The following is a 16853-nucleotide window of genomic DNA, read 5'->3' on the forward strand; positions in this document are numbered from 1 at the left end:
AAAATTAGTTATTAAAAAAATCATTTAATTATAATATTATTAATTATATATTAAGTAAGATAAATATATTTTTGAATAAATTTTAATAATACAGTTAACGGTGCTAATATGAGAATTTTAATTACTGGTGGAGATGGAATGCTAGGTACCGATTTAAGGGAGGTACTTAAAAGTGAAGATTTAATCCTAACAAATCATGAATCTTTAGATATTACTGATAGAAACCAAGTAATGAAAAAAATAAAAGAATATAAACCGGAAATAGTAATTAATTGTGCTGCTATGACAGATGTAGACGGATGTGAAAGTAAAAGGGATTCAGCATATAAACTAAATGCCGAAGGACCTAAAAATTTAGCTTTAGCTTGTAGAGAAATTGACGGAACATTGGTACAGATTAGTACAGATTATGTATTTAAAGGAAATAAGAATAAACCACTTGTAGAAGACGATGAATTAGGACCTATAAGTATCTATGGAAAATCTAAGCTTAGAGGTGAAGAAAATGTTGAGGATATCCTGGATAAATATTTTATTATAAGAACTGCTTGGTTATATGGAAAGAATGGTCCTAATTTTATAGAAAAAATGTTAGAACTTGCAAAAACCCATAATAGTTTAACGGTTGTAAATGATCAAAAAGGCTCACCAACATTTACAAAAGACTTATCCAAAGGAATATACGAGTTAATTAAATCTAATAAATACGGAATATATCATATAACAAATAGTGGAAGCACTACCTGGTACGAATTTGCAAAGCTAATATTCAAAAAGAAAGAAATCAATATTAATGTCATGCCTGTTACAAGTGAGGAGTTTGCAGCTCCTGCTCCAAGACCGCATTATTCAGTGTTATCCCATGATAAATGGAAAAACAACGGATTTGAAGAGCTCAGAAATTATGAAGATGCCTTAGACGAATATTTAAATTTATATTAAATAAACCAATGTAAAAATTATTAATCATATATTTTTAAATTATCTCTACTTCAATTAATCTTATAAAAGTTAATTATAATATTAAATATTATATTAATGTATAAAGTTTATTTATTTTAAATGACAAATATGAAATATTATATATAATAATTATATATTACAAAACAATTGCATAAATTACAATCATTTAATAAAATGATTTATTAAATTAAAATAGGTTTTTAAAATGAGATTAACAGTTATCGGAACAGGATATGTAGGGCTTGTTACAGGAACATGCTTTGCAGAAATGGGAAATCAAGTTTATTGTGTAGATGTCAATAAAAAAATTATTAATAATCTTAAAAAAGGAATTATACCTATTTACGAACCACAACTTTCAGATATGGTTATTGATAATCAAAACAAAGGGAATATTACATTTACAACCGATACCAAAACATCACTAGAAAAATCCGATATATACTATATTGCAGTTGGAACACCAATGAGTGAGGACGGTAGTTGTGACTTAACCTATGTTTACAATGTAGCATCTGAGATAGGACAATATATGAACCATGACTGTTATGTCGTTATTAAATCAACTGTTCCAGTAGGAACATCTGATGAGGTTAAAAGTATTATTAATGAGGAATTAGATAAAAGAGGGGAAAAATTCGATTTTAAAATGATATCTAATCCTGAATTTTTAAAAGAAGGTTCTGCAGTCCATGACTGTTTATTCCCAGATAGAATAATAATCGGATATGAGGATGAGGAATGTTATCAAATAATGGAAGAACTGTATGAACCATTTACAGATAACAATAAAAACATTTTATTCATGAATATCAAAAGTGCTGAACTTACCAAATATGCGGCAAATGCTATGCTTGCATCTAGAATATCCTTTATGAATGAGATGGCGAATATTTGTGAGAAAACCGGAGCAAATATTGAGGATATCCGCATTGGAATTGGAACGGACAAAAGAATTGGAAGCCATTTCCTACATGCCGGATGCGGATACGGTGGAAGTTGTTTCCCGAAAGATGTTCAAGGATTAATCAGTATTGCGGAACAAAATGGATTAGACCCTAAACTTTTAAAAGCAATTGAGGATGTTAACTACAATCAAAAATTATCCTTAGTTAGAAAGGTTGTAGACCACTTTGGAGAGGATTTGAGTGGTTTAACCTTTGGTGTATGGGGTCTTTCATTTAAACCAAATACTGACGATATGAGAGAGGCAAGTTCCATAACCTTAATCAATGAATTAACTAAAAGGGGAGCTAAAATCCAGGCATATGATCCTAAAGCTATGGAAGAATCTAAAGAGAAATATCTAAAAGATAATGAAAATATTGAATATTTCAACAACAAGAAAGATGCTTTAGTTGATGCAGATGCAATGATTCTTGTAACAGAATGGAAGGAATTTAGAACTCCCGACTTTAGTGTAATCAAGAAAATACTTAAAAATCCAGTTATATTCGATGGAAGAAACCAATATAATAATGAGAAACTTAAAAAATTAGGATTCAAACATTATCAAATAGGTATTAAAGATTAATACCAAAAGATTAAAAGAATTATTATGGAAAAAACTTAAGGTTTTCTAGAAAATATAAAATATTAATATATAAAATATAAAATAATATTATATTAAGAATAATTTAATTTATTAAAAATTATGAGGTAATGATATGACCAAAATACAATGGGCGGCTTTATTTATTATTTTAATCATGGCCTTAAGTGGTGTAGCATATTTTGTAATACTAGTAGTTTAAATAAATTTTATTTTTCATATTAATGAAAGGTATTTAGATTTGAATTTATGTTTATTTTAAAAAATAGAATATTTTAAATTTAATCCATATTTTAAGGTATAATAAATTATAAAAATAAAGGAGAGTATAAAATGGGAAAATATAATATTGGAGCAGTTGTTGCTGAATTTAATTTTGATATTAATCAAAGTATGTTAGGTCTTGCTAAAGAAGAGGCTAAATCAAGAGGTAGTGAAATTACTAAGGTATTTATTGCACCTGGAGTATTTGATATGGCTCTTCCTATTAAAAAATTACTTGAAAGGGATGACATTGATGCTGTTGTAGCATTAGGTTCTGTAATTGAAGGTGCAACAGACCACGACCAAATAGTAGCTCAACATGCAGCTCGTAAAATTACCGATTTATCCCTAGATTATGATAAACCTGTAACATTAGGTATTAGTGGTCCAGGTATGACAAGACTTGATGCACATAAACGTATTGATTACGGTAAAAAAGCTGTAGAGGCAGCTATTAAACTTTTAGATAGATTAGAAGAACTTGAGGAAGAATAGACTAATCTATTTTATTGAAAATTGAAAAATTTTCTTTTAATTTATTTTATTTATATAAAAAAAGCTTTTTTTAAATATTATTTATTTTTAGATGATTCTATGGAAATATTAAAACCTGAAGATTTAAAAAAAAGATATGATGACCCTTGGATAGCACCATATAAGAAAGTTTTAACAATGGTAGATAATGATACAGTTGAAATCGTTGAGTATCATTCATGTATATCAGGATCACATTGGTTAGTAAACCAATATAAACATAGTAGTCCATTGATTAAAAAAGCATATCGTGATGGAAACAAACATGTATTTATTGGAAAAGTTGGTAAATCACCACTGGATTTAAAAGCAAGTTATAATGCTGCTGGAATTGAAGAGATTCAGGTAGATGGCGATGAGGTTAAAGTAACCCATGCAGGACTTGCAGGTGCAGGTGTTGGAGCTGCAATGTGCAGAGGTATGGGTGACGGAGTAAAGTATATCCAACTTTTAAAAGAAGGTGGAGGCTCTAAACTAGGAAAAGCAGTTGTAGTTACTCCAAAACTTGAGAAAGTTGTTATTGGTATAGATGATACCGATATAAAAGATAAAGGTGCAACCTGGACCATGGCACATAACATTGGTGAGGAATTAAAAGAGGAAGGATTTGAATACTTGGACCATGTTATATGTCAATTATACCCTAAAAATCCCCATAAAACTCAAAATTGTGTTTCAATTGCACTGACCTTTGCAGTAAAAGAGGAGGATAAGGATAAACTTATCAACAGAATAGTTGAACTTCTTAAAAGGGACACACTATCAAATGAAACATCAATTGCAGTTAAAACAGGAATTGAGATACCTGAAAAATTAAGGGAATATGCACATAAAACAAAAACAGGTATGATGGATGTAGAGACATCTGAGAAAATAGCAGATGAGTTAGGTATAGATCTTATTGCAGTTACAGGAGACCATGGAAAGATTGGCGCTCTTGCAGCTTTAGGTTTATATGACGATCCTGATGAAGCTGTTAAAATATATAATTAATTAAATAATTATATTCTATTTTTTACTTTTTACTTTTTTTAAAATTATATAAACTTATAAAAAATTTTAGGGGTCTGAAATTTTTACATTTGGGAAAGTTTTTGTAGGGCTGTTTTTGACATATCGCATTGTTGTATGAGGAGTGTTCCTAACAATACATAAAGAAAATAGTGTTTTTTCTACAGATTTCAGTGTGAATTTGTGTATTTTTCTCATTTCTAATGAATTTTTCAATACTTTAAAGTAATCTTCTATTTTTCCACGTATTGGTTTATATTTCTTCCAATTGACAAGTTTATTTAATAATTCTTTTTTTAATCTTTTGAATATAGTTTTAAAGTTTTGTTTCTTCTTATTATTACAAAAAACGTCTAATGGATAGCTTAATTTGTCGTCAAATTTTTGTTTTGTGAAAAATTTTTTTGGAAAAATGAAAGGAACTATTTCGTATTTCTTAATTCCTATTTGGTAGTTTTTAAAGCTGCAATAGCCTTTATCAAAGATTAACACATCTCTTTTTCTTATTAATCTTCTTCTATGCAATTCTTCCAAAATTTCTTCAAAAAGTTTTGAATCATTCGGGGCACCAGAATGTAATAAAATTGCAACAGGAGTTAATGAATCATAATCAAGTACAAATGTAGCTTTAAATCCAATATAATGGCCTTTTGAAGAAGAATAACTCCATTTTAAATTCATTTTTGCAAGTTTTTCTTTACTCCGTCTTCTACGATTGAAATTGAAATCTAAGTCCATTGGTGTGGCATCTACAATAAAAGTCTTTTTCCCCTTCTTTTGTAGTTTCCAAAGTGTTTTAAAATGCTATTTACTGAATTGGCATATTCCTTGATGGAAATTTTTTGCAAGTAATCATAGATTTCCTGAGCCTCTAAAACTTGATCCATTTTGAAAAATTTTCTGAGTTTATTTCTGCTTTTAAGATTTTTCACAACAAATTCTGTCGGTAAATCAAAAAAACATACATATAAATTATGTTTTAATGACTGTTCTTAGTTTTTTAGTATTTTTAAATCCATTTGAGATGAATATTTGCTGTAATCTTCTAGAATCGATAATTTTAAACATTTTGTTTAACATAACCTAATTCGGGTCGTTTTTATCTAAATTTAAATTGTGCATCATACATATCGTCAAATATATATTTATTGCACCTATTATTTAAATTTATTGATTTAAACGGCCTTTTTTTTATTTAAAACTAATTTCAAAAATGTATTATTAAAAATAAAAAATAAATCACACTTAAAATATAAAAAACAAACAAAAATAAACCATAAAAAAAATAAAAAAAAATTCAGGCCCCTAAAACATATATCAGTAATTTTATATAATAAAATTTAACAACATTAAAAATTTAATAAAAGCTAATTTCTACATTTAAAATCTCAAAATTTTAGAAATAATAGGTCTCTTTTTATTAAAAATTCTTTAATTTTATAAAAACTAATTTTGAACTCTTTAAATTCTATTTTTATATGTGAAATAATATTTAAAACATAAACTAATCACATGATACATTTTTATTGAATTTTTCCATTGTCTTGACTATACCTTATTTTATAAAAAAGACTAGATTAGATTTTAAAAAAACTATAAACCATAGATGCATGAAAACTTTCCTAAAACAAATAAAAGATAGCCAAAATAATATCCAATATAAAATAATTAAAACTAAAAAAATCGACAAAGATTTTCAATATATAGTTCTTTACCAAAAGTTTATACCTAATGAATTATAAAGATATGTTCATGGAAAAATTTAATAATAAAATTGAAAAACATTTGGAACTTTCAGAAATTGCAGATATGCTGAAAGAGTACAAGGAATATTACAATGTTTACAGACGTCTTTTGTTAATTCACATGGTTGCAAACGGTGAAAGTATTGCTAAAGCCTCAAAAAACATTAATATTTCAAGAAAAACAGGCGAACGTTGGGTCAAACAATATAATGAAAAAGGTGTTGACGGTTTATTTTCAAATTATTCTAACTGTGGAAGGAAATCTTACTTAAATAATCAACAACTAAAAGAATTAAAAGAAATAATAACTGGAAATGAAGAAAAATATAATTTAAAAGATGTACAAAACTTAATTAAAGAAAAATACGGTATAACATATAGTGAAAAGCAAGTATGGGTCATTACAAGACAAAAACTAAATTTAAACTATGGAAAACCATTCATTAAATACAACACCCGTCCTGAGAATCCGGAAGAGGATCTTAAAAAAAACTAAAAACAACAGACATAAAAACAGAATACTTTGCTTTTTTAGATGAAACGTCTTGCCAAAATGTTCCAAATGTTAGAAGAATATTATATACTCCTGGAGAAAAAAATATACAAGTAAAATATCCAGTAAAATTTGGAATAAATGTAACAGGATTTCAAGGAATCAATTGCAACTCCTACATGGAAGCAAATACAAAAAACAATGCATTTCAATTTGTAATTACATTATGTCATTACCGTATTGAAAACATGACCAATAAATTAGGTAAACAATTAATCGAGGAAGCAATAAAGAATGAAAACCTGTCTGATGAAAAAATAAAAAAATATTTATCCTCCAAATCATTGAACGAAATGGATCTGATAAATAAAATCAATAATGAACTATATAATGACAATTCCAAACAGAAGTCAATAGAAAAAATTCAAAAGATTTGCAGGAAAGAAGACAACAATAATTCAAGAAAAATCTGGTATGAAAAAAGATTAAGATTAATAAATAACCTATTAAATCCAAAAATAACCGAAATAAACTCAAAAGAAAAAAGAATAAACATTATTTTAGATAACGCAAGAATACATCATGCCAAAATTGTTGAAAAAGCCTGTGAAATATTGAACATAAACTTAATTTTTCTAAAACCATATTGCCCGGATTTAAACCCAATCGAAGATGTATGGCGTAAAATTAAATCCAAAGTGTATAAATCAATGTATAAAAATTTAAACGAATTAATTAAAATATTTGAAGATGAATTCTATAAAATAGTTGATTTAACCTCATTCTACACAAATTGGGTCAACGAATATTTAGGTATAAACATTTGGTAAAATACTATAAAAAGAACTAATGAAATCTATAAAAAAATAGGATGCTCCATCTATACATATCACAGGAAAATTTAAAAATCTATTTAAACACGGTTTAAGACTTAAGATATTAAGATTAAAAATCTGCTTTCAAACAAAAAATAGTTTAATAAAAATCCTAAAAATAGAAAAAAGAGATAGAAATAAAAATAAATTTAAAATTTATATGATTTTTTATAGATAATCAAGGCTTATTGATTGTCATCTGTTTCTGTAGTAGTATAATCCTCATTGGAACCGTTATTAATATTAGTACTATTTGTTGTTTGATTTGTTAAAACAAAACTCAAGAAAGTTCCATCACTAGTATCAACAGCATTTCTAACAGATGATGTGTCACCTTTAGATCTTAACTCTATGCTATGAATGCCATAGTCACATTGGAAAGTACGATTATTTGTAATGTTATCAACTGTAAATGTACCTACCAATTCACCATTTACATCGATTTCATAGGTTTTATTTTCTTCAAATATTGCTGATGTTGTTGCAATGTAATGATTATCCATATAAATATCAAATGTTGATGCGTTAATAGATTTATATTCAACATTATAGTTTTCAGTTATGTTATAAGACAGATCAGAGATATTCAAAGCACGGACCGTGTGATGAACTAAAGCTCCATTAAATGTTGAAGCAATATGAGAATTCGGTATAATCTCCCCACTTCTAATATTCAAATGTCTTCTCAAATCTTTTGAAACCCTTAGAGTATTATCCTCATTCTGTCTTGTTTTATTTATTAAGTAAACATCATCATTTATATAGACAGTATCTCCATAGTTCATTTGCAACGTTTGTAAGGCTTGATACGGCATTCTAATAATATCTGATTCATTCTCTATTGCACTATCCACAGTATAGGGGCCTCTAACAGCAATATGATTATCAGATCCATGACCAAATATTACAAGATTTCTTGATGTAGCCTCAATAGATATCTGTCCGTTATCTCCAATGGTAGCTGCAGAGATAAATGTAGATATCATTAAAATCAATACAAAGAATACTATGATAATTGGAAAATGCATTTTAATAAAGGATATCAGAACATTTTTATTGGTTGGAGCTTTCCTAAATACTGTTATCGACCTTAAAATCAGTATTATTATATAGATAATAGCCAATATAATACCTAAGAAAATAAATATTACACTTAATTGATAAGGTACTTGAGGAACAAAGAACAATAAAAACAGGCCTAAAATAGCTAATGTTAATCCTAAAATAGACATTCTAATATAGTTTCCCAAGGTATCAATCATTGATATACGTCCATAATCCATAGCACGTGTAATGATTGTTCTTACAACCTCATTGGCCATTTCATGTAAATCACCCAATGGAGACATGTCATGTTGGATATCTCCAATGTCAACTTCCATGATTTTAATTCCTCTAACATCGGCATCTAAAACAATACCAACATCAACACCATAATCACTTTCGAAATTAAGTTTATTTAAAACTGAACGTTTTGCAGCAAATTGACCACTTAATGGCTGATCATAATTAATCTCAGGAAAGAAAAAATTTAAAAGAGGCTTTGCAGTAAGTTCTGTTACACGGCCGCTTTCCCTTGAGAACTTAGTCTTTGTAATATCTGTTTCACCATTAAGAATAGGCTTAATAATCAAATCTACTTTTTCCTGAGTTAAATTTTTAATATCTGCATCTATAAAAGCAATAATATCTGCTTTAGAAGAATTTACACCTGTCTTAATAGCTGCCCCTTTACCTTTGTTAACATTATGATTAATTACACGGGCACCAGCAGATTTAGCCTCGGATTCTGTATTATCAGTAGAACCATCATTTACTACAATTACCTCATGAATATAATCCAATTGTTTTATAACACCAATTACAGTAGCAACAGACTCTTCCTCATTAAATGCAGGTATTACAACATCAACAGTTAAGTTTTTAGAACTAGAATCAGAAGACTTTCTAAAGTTAAACAAGAAAAAACCTCTTTAAATCTTTTAATTATGGATTTAGAAAATGATTAATTTTCCCCATTAATAATTTATTATTAAACTTATTTATTAAAATAATCTTTTATAAAAATATCCTAACTTTTATATAAATATTATTAAATTAGATTTTATTAAAATTAAAAATTATAAAGGTCTAATAAAAATCAGATAGAAAACATGGACAAATTCATTATAATTGAAATAACTCTTAAAAAATAGAATTAAAAAAATAGAATTGAATATTAGATGTCTTTTTTATGAAAAATATTATTTAAAGCTTTATAACAATAAAAACAAGTAATAGAATACTTTAAAAAAACAGCCAAAAATTAGAATAATATTTAAAAGGATGGAAATTAAAGAAAAATGAAATATTTAATCATCTTTTTTATTGCCGGCATCCCTTGCAAGACGAATTAATGTTAAATGTTGTTCAAAGTTTTGGTCATGTTGTTTTTTAAGAACATGTAATATTACACCACTTAAGAATATCATTACAGCAGTTAAGAACACTACCCCTACAGAAATTAATGTAGGTATTTTTAAAACCGTACCAGTATCTAAAAAAGACATCAACACAGGATAGAAATAAGCAAATGCAATAATTAAAAGAATTAATGTCATTAATGAAAAGAAAGATAAAGGTCTAGTATCTCTAAACAATGATAAAATAACTCTTATAACTTTAAAACCATCACTGAAAGTATTTAACTTAGAGAAACTGCCGTCAGTTCTATCCCTATAATCAATAGGAATTTCAACAAGTTTAAAATTGTGATTTAAAGCAAATATGGACATTTCAGTTTCTATTTCAAATTCCTTAGAATGGACTGGATATGACTTTACAAAGTCATAGTCAAATGCCCTCATTCCAGTCATAATGTCATGTAGGTCACTGTCAAAAATCTTATTAATGGATTTTCTAACAAAGACATTACCACTATTATGGAAAGGACGTTTATTCTCGGTAAAATATGTAGAGGACAATCTATCTCCAATTACCATGTCTGCTCTCTTCTCCAATATTTCCTTTTCGAGTTCAGGAGCAGCCTCAGCAGGATAAGTATCATCACCATCTACCATAATATAACAGTCTGCATCAATATCCCTAAACATTGATCTAACTACATTACCCTTTCCCTGTCTATATTCATATCTTACAATTGCCCCTTCTGCTTTTGCTATTTTATCTGTACCGTCTGTAGAATTATTATCATAGACATAGATATCTGCATGTGGCATTACCCTTTGAAAGTCATTAATAACCTTTTTAATAGTTACTGCCTCATTATAACATGGAATCAAAATAACTGTTCTCATTAAATCACAAAACCCTTAAATTTTTAATTATTTATGTATTTTATTTAATAAAAATTTTTTTATATAAAATAGATAAGGTGATTGAAATGAATTATTACAAGATAAAATAGAAAAGTACAGTCCAATTATTATCTGTACAACTAAAGTATAAATTCTAGAAATCATGAAAAAGACATGATTTTATTCACTTATTTTATAAAAAATTTTAATTTCTCATATTTATTCAAATTTAATTAAAGATAACGATTAACTGATTATTAAAAAATAGTATCTGTTTAATTAGACATTAATCCAAATAATCTAGAGAATTCTTAAACTCCGTCTAGGCATTACCTAGAAATATGATTAAAATTTTTAAGTTAAAAAAAATACAATAATTTTAATATTATTAGTTTCTAAAATATATAATAATTAATAATTTTAATTTTGTGTGATTTTTGGTGGAAAAATGGGGGAAAACTCTTCTTTAAGGCTTAACTTAATAAGTCTATTAAACAATCTTGAAAAGAATAAATGGTATTTATTGTTATATGTAATAATGATTTTATCATTTTCACTTTTTCAACTATTCGCTTATAACCATCATGCTTCTGTAAAGCGTGAAGTAATTACCTTATTTTTACTTATATTAATAGGTATTATCCTATTATTATATAGAAATAGTAATAAAGAGAAGATACATAGAATAGCTTTTGTAACTATAATAGTATTTGGAATTATCACATTAGTATTATCACCAATACTTGTTGGCTGTGATGAGGATGAACATTTAGCAAGAACGGATCTGACCTCAGAGGGTGTTTTCATCCCCCACTATGAACAGATCGGTTCCCATAGGGGGTATATTGTTAATGATTATGTTGTAGCACTTGATGAGAAAACAAGATTTAAAACAATATTCTCATCTGCAACAGATGACAAACCAATAAATAAAAGTTCACATCTGGTTGAAGCGGCCTTTGCTCAGAATGCATTTTATGCCTATCTGCCTCAGGGTTTTGGAGCATTTTTAGCTAAGGAATTGAACCTTACAAATATATGGGTACTCTGGTTAGGAGGTGTTATGAACCTTCTCATGTATGCCTGTGTGGCATCATATGCTATTAAAAAGACACCGATACTAAAGGTCCCTATGTTGATGATAGCATGTTTACCATTTACCATATACGAGGCTACGACTGTAAGTTCAGATGCATTTATCAATTGTTTCTCACTGCTTTTAATGGCATATTTCTTCTCAATGTATAAGACAGAGAAGGCCAGTGTAAGTAAGGAAAACTTGATAATATTCTATATCTTAGTACTGCTTGTAGGATTAATCAAGCCACCACTATTGTTATTTGCATGTTTAACCCTAATTATTCCAAGGGAAAACTACGAGTCTCCATCCTACTTCAAATATGCTTTAATTGGAATAATATTGATATTTATAATAGGAGTCCTATGGAATGTAACCTATTCAATGCCGAATATGAGAAGATCACATAGGGGACCTAGGGCCCAGGAATTAAATATTGACACGGTTTTACAGTTGAAATTCATGTTTTCCAGTGTAAAATATTTCACGGCAGTAATGGGTGACATCCTATCAAAGACATGGTATGTATTTAAAGACTTATTCAGATTCTGTGATTGGCAGGGAAAATATGGTGTATATCAATCTTCGATATTGGCTTTAATCTTTTTAGTATACTATGGAATTATAAGCTTTCTATATCCAATAAAATATAAGATAAGTAGAAATAAAAGATTATTTGCCGCTTTAGTATTTTTAGTCATATATATTGCATTATTCCTAATACAATACTTAACCTGGACACCTGTAGGATCACTTAGAATTCAAGGAGTTCAAGGAAGATACTTCATACCACTGCTAATATTACTTCCATTTATACTGAATATTAATAGTGAGAATACAAGATATGGTGAAAGAATAAGAAAACACATTACAAAAGAAAGATTAGACAACATAAATCTTCTAACCTACATTGTAATTATCGGACTGTTATCCTGTCTACAGATATTAACAGTAGTTTTATATTATTAAATTTAATATATACCTACTTTTTTTATAATTTTAACTCAATAATCTAATTTTTTTAACTAAATAAATTCTTAAAAATTTTTCATAAATATATCTAATACTTTTTCTATTACTTTAATTCTATAGTCTAATTTTTTAACAAAATAAATTCTTAAAAATTTTTCATAAATTTTATGCTTTTTCCTGAAATTTTTCTAAATCCATTAAAATATTAAATATTTAATCTTACAAAATATAATTATTAAAAATTTATTAATCAACTAAGACTATTAAATAATTAGTCTTTATAAAAATTTTATTTTTATTTTTAATATTAAGGTGGTAGAATGAAACCAAAAGTAATGATAATATTAGGTTCTGCATCAGATATTAAAATAGCTCAAAAATGTATAGATAAATTAGAAGAATTAAAGATACCATATGATTTTAAGATTTCTTCAGCACACAGAACCTATAAAAAAGTTAAACATGACGTACTCCAAGGTACAAAAAATGGAATTGAAGTATTTATTGCAATTGCAGGTATGGCGGCACACCTACCGGGAGTTATCGCATCATTTACACATAAACCTGTTATCGGAGTACCTGTTGAAGCTAAATTAGATGGATTAGACGCATTATATGCAAGTATTCAAATGCCGTTTCCAGCACCGGTTGCTACTGTTGGAATAGATAGGGGAGATAATGCAGCAATCCTTGCAGGGCAAATCATTGCAACATATGATAAAAATATGAGAGCAAATATTCACGATTTAAGATCAGGTTATAAAAACAAGGTTTACAATAGTGAAAAGGAATTGCTAGAAGAGTTAAATGGTGAATATATTCAAAAAGACTTTTTAGTAGACGAATTTGATGAGATTGAATACAATGACAATAAAAACTTAGATGTTGAAGCATTATCACCTGAGGAATGTCCTGATGTAGCTGTAATAGCTGGAAGCCATTCTGATATGAGCATTGCTAAGAAAATATCCACTCTACTTGACCGCATGAAAATATCATATGATCTATCAGTTGTAAGCCCTATCAGACATCCTAAGAAATTCCAAGAATATATGATGAAGATGGAAAATGTTAAAATATTTATTGGTGTTAATGGATTATCCTCACAGGTTACAGGTTCTATAGTAGGTTCCAGTGAAAAGGTTGTATTAGGTGTTCCATGTTCCAAGGAATTCGAAGGAAAGGATGCCCTACTTTCAATGGTAAGTATGCCACCTGGTGCACCTGTTGGAACAGTTGGAATTAATAATGGCCGTAACTGTGCTATTTTAGCTGGAGAGATTCTAAGTATTAGTGACAAAAATATTGAGGATAACTTAAAAAGAATAAAATATAAGGCAGCTAATTTATAATGTGATAAAAATTAAAGATGATTCAAAGAATAATATATAGAGCTAATTTATATTTTAAAAAAAAGGTTTGCCACAGGTAAATTGAAAATTTCTTTATTTATTAAATCTTCAAACCTAAAAATATTAGATAAAGGTAGCTGATTATAAATTATAACAAATGATTAAAAAAAGTGATTCTATGAAATTAAATAGTTATAAAAATCTTATAGAAATCAACGATGAAGTGGACACTGAATATGAAATAGTAGAGATATTAAAGAAATATCCGAAGGATACTGTTTTATTCACTAATGTCAAACATCATCGTATTCCAGTAATAAGTGGAATCTGTAATACAAGGGAAAAGATTGCCCAATCAATAAACTGTAAAAAGGATGAAATTCTTCAAACAATTATTGATGCATGCGATAATCCCATTAAAGTTGAAAACTACAAGGATTTAGATGATTATATAAGTTATGATGCAAACTTAAATAAGATACCAATTTTAAAACACTATAAAAAAGATGGTGGAAGATATATTACAGCAGGTGTTGTATTTGCACGTGACCCTGAGACTGGAGTTCAAAATGCCTCCATTCATAGAATGCTTGTAAAAAATAGTAATACTTTAGGAATTAGACTTGTACCAAGAAACTTATTTACCTATTTCCATAAAGCAGAGGAATTAGGTAAGGATTTAGATATTACAATCTGTATTGGATTAGATCCTGCAATCCTACTTGCAAGTACCTGCTCAATACCTATTGATTCCGATGAGATGGAAGTTGCAAATGCATTTAAAAATGGTGAATTGACTTTATTAAACTGTGAAAATTCAGATCTAAAGGTTCCTGAGGCAGATATCATTCTTGAGGGAAAAATCATCCACAATAAAAGATCAAAAGAAGGTCCATTCGTAGACTTAACCGATACCTATGATGTTGTAAGAGAGGAGCCAGTCATAAAGTTAAGCAAAATGCATCTTAAGAAAAACGCCTATTATCACGCAATTATTCCTGCAGGATTTGAACACAAACTCCTACAGGGTCTTCCACAGGAACCTAGAATATTTGAACATGTTAAAAACACAGTTCCTACAGTTCAAAATGTTGCCCTAACCGAGGGAGGTTGCTGTTGGTTACATGCAGTGGTACAAATCAAGAAACAGACACAGGGTGACGGTAAGAATGTTCTAATGGCTGCGCTTTCTGCACACCCATCCCTAAAACATTGTGTTGTAGTTGATGATGATATTGATATATTTAATCCTGAGGATGTGGAATATGCAATAGCTACAAGGGTCAAAGGTGATGAAGATTTAATGGTTGTAACTAAAGCGCGAGGTTCTTCCCTAGATCCGAAAGCATTACCTGACGGCACTACTACCAAAATAGGTCTTGATGCTACCAAGGATATTAATCATCCTGAGAAATTTGAAAGAGTAAGTTTTTCCGAATTCTAAACTTACTCAATACTATTTTTTTAATCTATGCAATTTTTTATTTTATACTATTTTATCAAGTCAAAGTTTCATAATCTATAATATTAATCATTTTAATGTCTAATTTTCCTTAAAATCCACAACGATCAAATGAAACTCTAATTCTAAATAACTTAATCAATTAATCACAAAGTTTAACCTTCAACAGTACGTTATTAACCTTAATCAATCAATAACCTCCAACAGTGTGCGATGTTAAGGGTTTATTCTTCTCATGATTAATCCATTACAAAGTTTAATTTTCTACCGCAGTTAGTACATTTGTTATTTTTGATTTTACCTAAATCTTTTGTAAAATAGCCATTTCTTTCAATCAAAAGCTCACCACATTCAGGACAGAATGTATTCTGATCATCAGGCATATTACCTAAATAGATATATTCGAGTCCAGTTCTATGGGCAATATCAAATGCGTTAATTAAGCTTGAAGGGTTTGTAGCCTCTATATCATCCATTTTATAGTATGGAAATGCCCTTGTAAAATGTATAGGAACTTCCGGACCTAACTCATCCATTATAAAATCTACCAATTTTTGAATCATATCATCGGAATCATTTAAGTCTTCAATAACCAGATTTGTTAGTTCAAGATGAGCTTTACTTTCATAAATAGCTTTTATATTATCAAGTATCACATCCAGGCGGGCGTCAGAGTAATCCTTATATAATTGTTTAGACATGAATTTTAAATCTATATTGAATCCGTCCATATATGGTAGAATGTACTCCAGTGCCTCAGATGTGAAAAATCCATTGCTTATGAAAACATTTTTAATGTTTTCCCTATGGGCAAGTTTAGAACAATCCTCAACATATTCTAAAAACATAGTAGGTTCATTGTATGTATAAGCAATTGACTTACAGTTTGTTAAAGCTGCATTTTTAACAATTGTCTCTGGCATAATATTAACAGTACCAATATCTTTGGCAATTTTCTGTGAGATGATATAGTTCTGACAAGCCAAACATGCCATATTACAACCATAACCGCCTATCGAATATGCTAAGCTTCCGGGATAAAAATGGTACAATGGTTTTTTTTCGATTGGATCAACATTATATGAGGATATTTGACCATAGGTAATTGAATATAGGTCTCCCCCATCATTATACCTTGTCATACAAAGACCATAATCCCCCTCTGGAATTATACAATTTTGATTGCAGATATTACATTTAACCCTTGATTTAGCTAGTTTTTCATATAATACAGATTCAATTTTCATAAAGATAAC

General features: G+C 28.5%; 12 protein-coding genes and 1 pseudogene. 9 read left to right on the forward strand and 4 right to left on the reverse strand.

What is annotated here, in order from left to right; genetic code table 11:
• Nucleotides 1–108: 108 nt before the first annotated feature.
• The 4 genes from rfbD to mmp11 all read left to right on the forward strand — a co-directional run bounded on the left by rfbD (nt 109) and on the right by mmp11 (nt 4306).
• On the forward strand, nt 109–942 hold the full coding sequence (gene rfbD, locus ABM4_RS08510) for a dTDP-4-dehydrorhamnose reductase (protein ID WP_016359265.1): 834 nt from the start codon (nt 109–111) through the stop codon (nt 940–942).
• Nucleotides 943–1168: 226 nt separating this feature from the next.
• On the forward strand, nt 1169–2497 hold the full coding sequence (locus tag ABM4_RS08515) for a UDP-glucose/GDP-mannose dehydrogenase family protein (RefSeq protein ID WP_016359266.1): 1329 nt from the start codon (nt 1169–1171) through the stop codon (nt 2495–2497).
• Nucleotides 2498–2848: 351 nt separating this feature from the next.
• Nucleotides 2849–3274 (forward strand): 6,7-dimethyl-8-ribityllumazine synthase, encoded by a 426-nt coding sequence (gene ribH / locus ABM4_RS08520; RefSeq protein ID WP_016359267.1) that lies wholly within the window; start codon nt 2849–2851, stop codon nt 3272–3274.
• A 99-nt stretch (nt 3275–3373) separates the two neighbouring features.
• Complete coding sequence (gene mmp11 / locus ABM4_RS08525) at nt 3374–4306, forward strand: methanogenesis marker protein 11 (protein ID WP_016359268.1); 933 nt, start codon at nt 3374–3376, stop codon at nt 4304–4306.
• 83 nt (nt 4307–4389) lie between these two features.
• On the opposite strand, the pseudogene ABM4_RS08530 reads toward mmp11, so the two are convergent.
• Nucleotides 4390–5404 (reverse strand): annotated as a pseudogene (locus ABM4_RS08530) (transposase).
• A 651-nt stretch (nt 5405–6055) separates the two neighbouring features.
• Here ABM4_RS08530 and ABM4_RS08535 point away from each other — a divergent pair.
• Together ABM4_RS08535 and ABM4_RS08540 are read left to right on the forward strand one after the other, a co-directional pair.
• The gene (locus tag ABM4_RS08535; RefSeq protein ID WP_016357795.1) at nt 6056–6565 is read left to right on the forward strand and encodes a helix-turn-helix domain-containing protein; all 510 of its coding nucleotides are present in this window, start codon (nt 6056–6058) and stop codon (nt 6563–6565) included.
• 176 nt (nt 6566–6741) lie between these two features.
• Nucleotides 6742–7392: a transposase gene (locus tag ABM4_RS08540; protein WP_016358602.1), complete on the forward strand. Its 651-nt coding sequence runs from the start codon at nt 6742–6744 to the stop codon at nt 7390–7392.
• 230 nt (nt 7393–7622) lie between these two features.
• On the opposite strand, the gene ABM4_RS08545 is transcribed toward ABM4_RS08540, so the two are convergent.
• Together ABM4_RS08545 and ABM4_RS08550 are read right to left on the reverse strand one after the other, a co-directional pair.
• Nucleotides 7623–9398, reverse strand: coding sequence for a glycosyltransferase (locus tag ABM4_RS08545; RefSeq protein ID WP_016359270.1), 1776 nt, complete (start codon nt 9396–9398; stop codon nt 7623–7625).
• Nucleotides 9399–9788: 390 nt separating this feature from the next.
• Nucleotides 9789–10733: a glycosyltransferase family 2 protein gene (locus ABM4_RS08550; protein WP_016359271.1), complete on the reverse strand. Its 945-nt coding sequence runs from the start codon at nt 10731–10733 to the stop codon at nt 9789–9791.
• Between the two features lie 448 nt (nt 10734–11181).
• Here ABM4_RS08550 and ABM4_RS08555 point away from each other — a divergent pair, with 448 nt between their 5' ends.
• From ABM4_RS08555 to ABM4_RS08565, 3 genes are all read left to right on the forward strand, one after another.
• Nucleotides 11182–12780, forward strand: a complete 1599-nt coding sequence (locus ABM4_RS08555; protein ID WP_016359272.1) for a DUF2142 domain-containing protein — start codon at nt 11182–11184, stop codon at nt 12778–12780.
• A 323-nt stretch (nt 12781–13103) separates the two neighbouring features.
• A complete protein-coding gene (gene purE, locus ABM4_RS08560; protein WP_016359273.1) occupies nt 13104–14135 on the forward strand; it encodes a 5-(carboxyamino)imidazole ribonucleotide mutase in 1032 nt (343 codons plus the stop codon).
• 178 nt (nt 14136–14313) lie between these two features.
• Nucleotides 14314–15579, forward strand: coding sequence for a UbiD family decarboxylase (locus ABM4_RS08565; protein WP_048200939.1), 1266 nt, complete (start codon nt 14314–14316; stop codon nt 15577–15579).
• Between the two features lie 257 nt (nt 15580–15836).
• Here ABM4_RS08565 and amrS read toward each other — a convergent pair whose 3' ends face one another.
• Complete coding sequence (amrS, locus tag ABM4_RS08570; RefSeq protein WP_016359275.1) at nt 15837–16844, reverse strand: AmmeMemoRadiSam system radical SAM enzyme; 1008 nt, start codon at nt 16842–16844, stop codon at nt 15837–15839.
• Nucleotides 16845–16853: the final 9 nt, after the last annotated feature.

The sequence above is a fragment of the Methanobrevibacter sp. AbM4 genome (assembly GCF_000404165.1).
GTDB lineage: Archaea > Methanobacteriota > Methanobacteria > Methanobacteriales > Methanobacteriaceae > Methanarmilla > Methanarmilla boviskoreani.

Excerpts from the sequence above, each read along its gene's own strand:
- ABM4_RS08540 (WP_016358602.1), top strand. The coding sequence starts at position 6,742 with ATGGAAGCAAATACAAAAAACAATGCATTTCAATTTGTAATTACATTA.
- ABM4_RS08515 (WP_016359266.1), top strand. The coding sequence starts at position 1,169 with ATGAGATTAACAGTTATCGGAACAGGATATGTAGGGCTTGTTACAGGA.
- ribH (WP_016359267.1), top strand. The coding sequence starts at position 2,849 with ATGGGAAAATATAATATTGGAGCAGTTGTTGCTGAATTTAATTTTGAT.
- ABM4_RS08555 (WP_016359272.1), top strand. The coding sequence starts at position 11,182 with ATGGGGGAAAACTCTTCTTTAAGGCTTAACTTAATAAGTCTATTAAAC.
- ABM4_RS08565 (WP_048200939.1), top strand. The coding sequence starts at position 14,314 with ATGAAATTAAATAGTTATAAAAATCTTATAGAAATCAACGATGAAGTG.
- purE (WP_016359273.1), top strand. The coding sequence starts at position 13,104 with ATGAAACCAAAAGTAATGATAATATTAGGTTCTGCATCAGATATTAAA.
- mmp11 (WP_016359268.1), top strand. The coding sequence starts at position 3,374 with ATGGAAATATTAAAACCTGAAGATTTAAAAAAAAGATATGATGACCCT.
- rfbD (WP_016359265.1), top strand. The coding sequence starts at position 109 with ATGAGAATTTTAATTACTGGTGGAGATGGAATGCTAGGTACCGATTTA.
- ABM4_RS08535 (WP_016357795.1), top strand. The coding sequence starts at position 6,056 with ATGAATTATAAAGATATGTTCATGGAAAAATTTAATAATAAAATTGAA.
- amrS (WP_016359275.1), bottom strand. The coding sequence starts at position 16,844 with ATGAAAATTGAATCTGTATTATATGAAAAACTAGCTAAATCAAGGGTT.
- ABM4_RS08550 (WP_016359271.1), bottom strand. The coding sequence starts at position 10,733 with ATGAGAACAGTTATTTTGATTCCATGTTATAATGAGGCAGTAACTATT.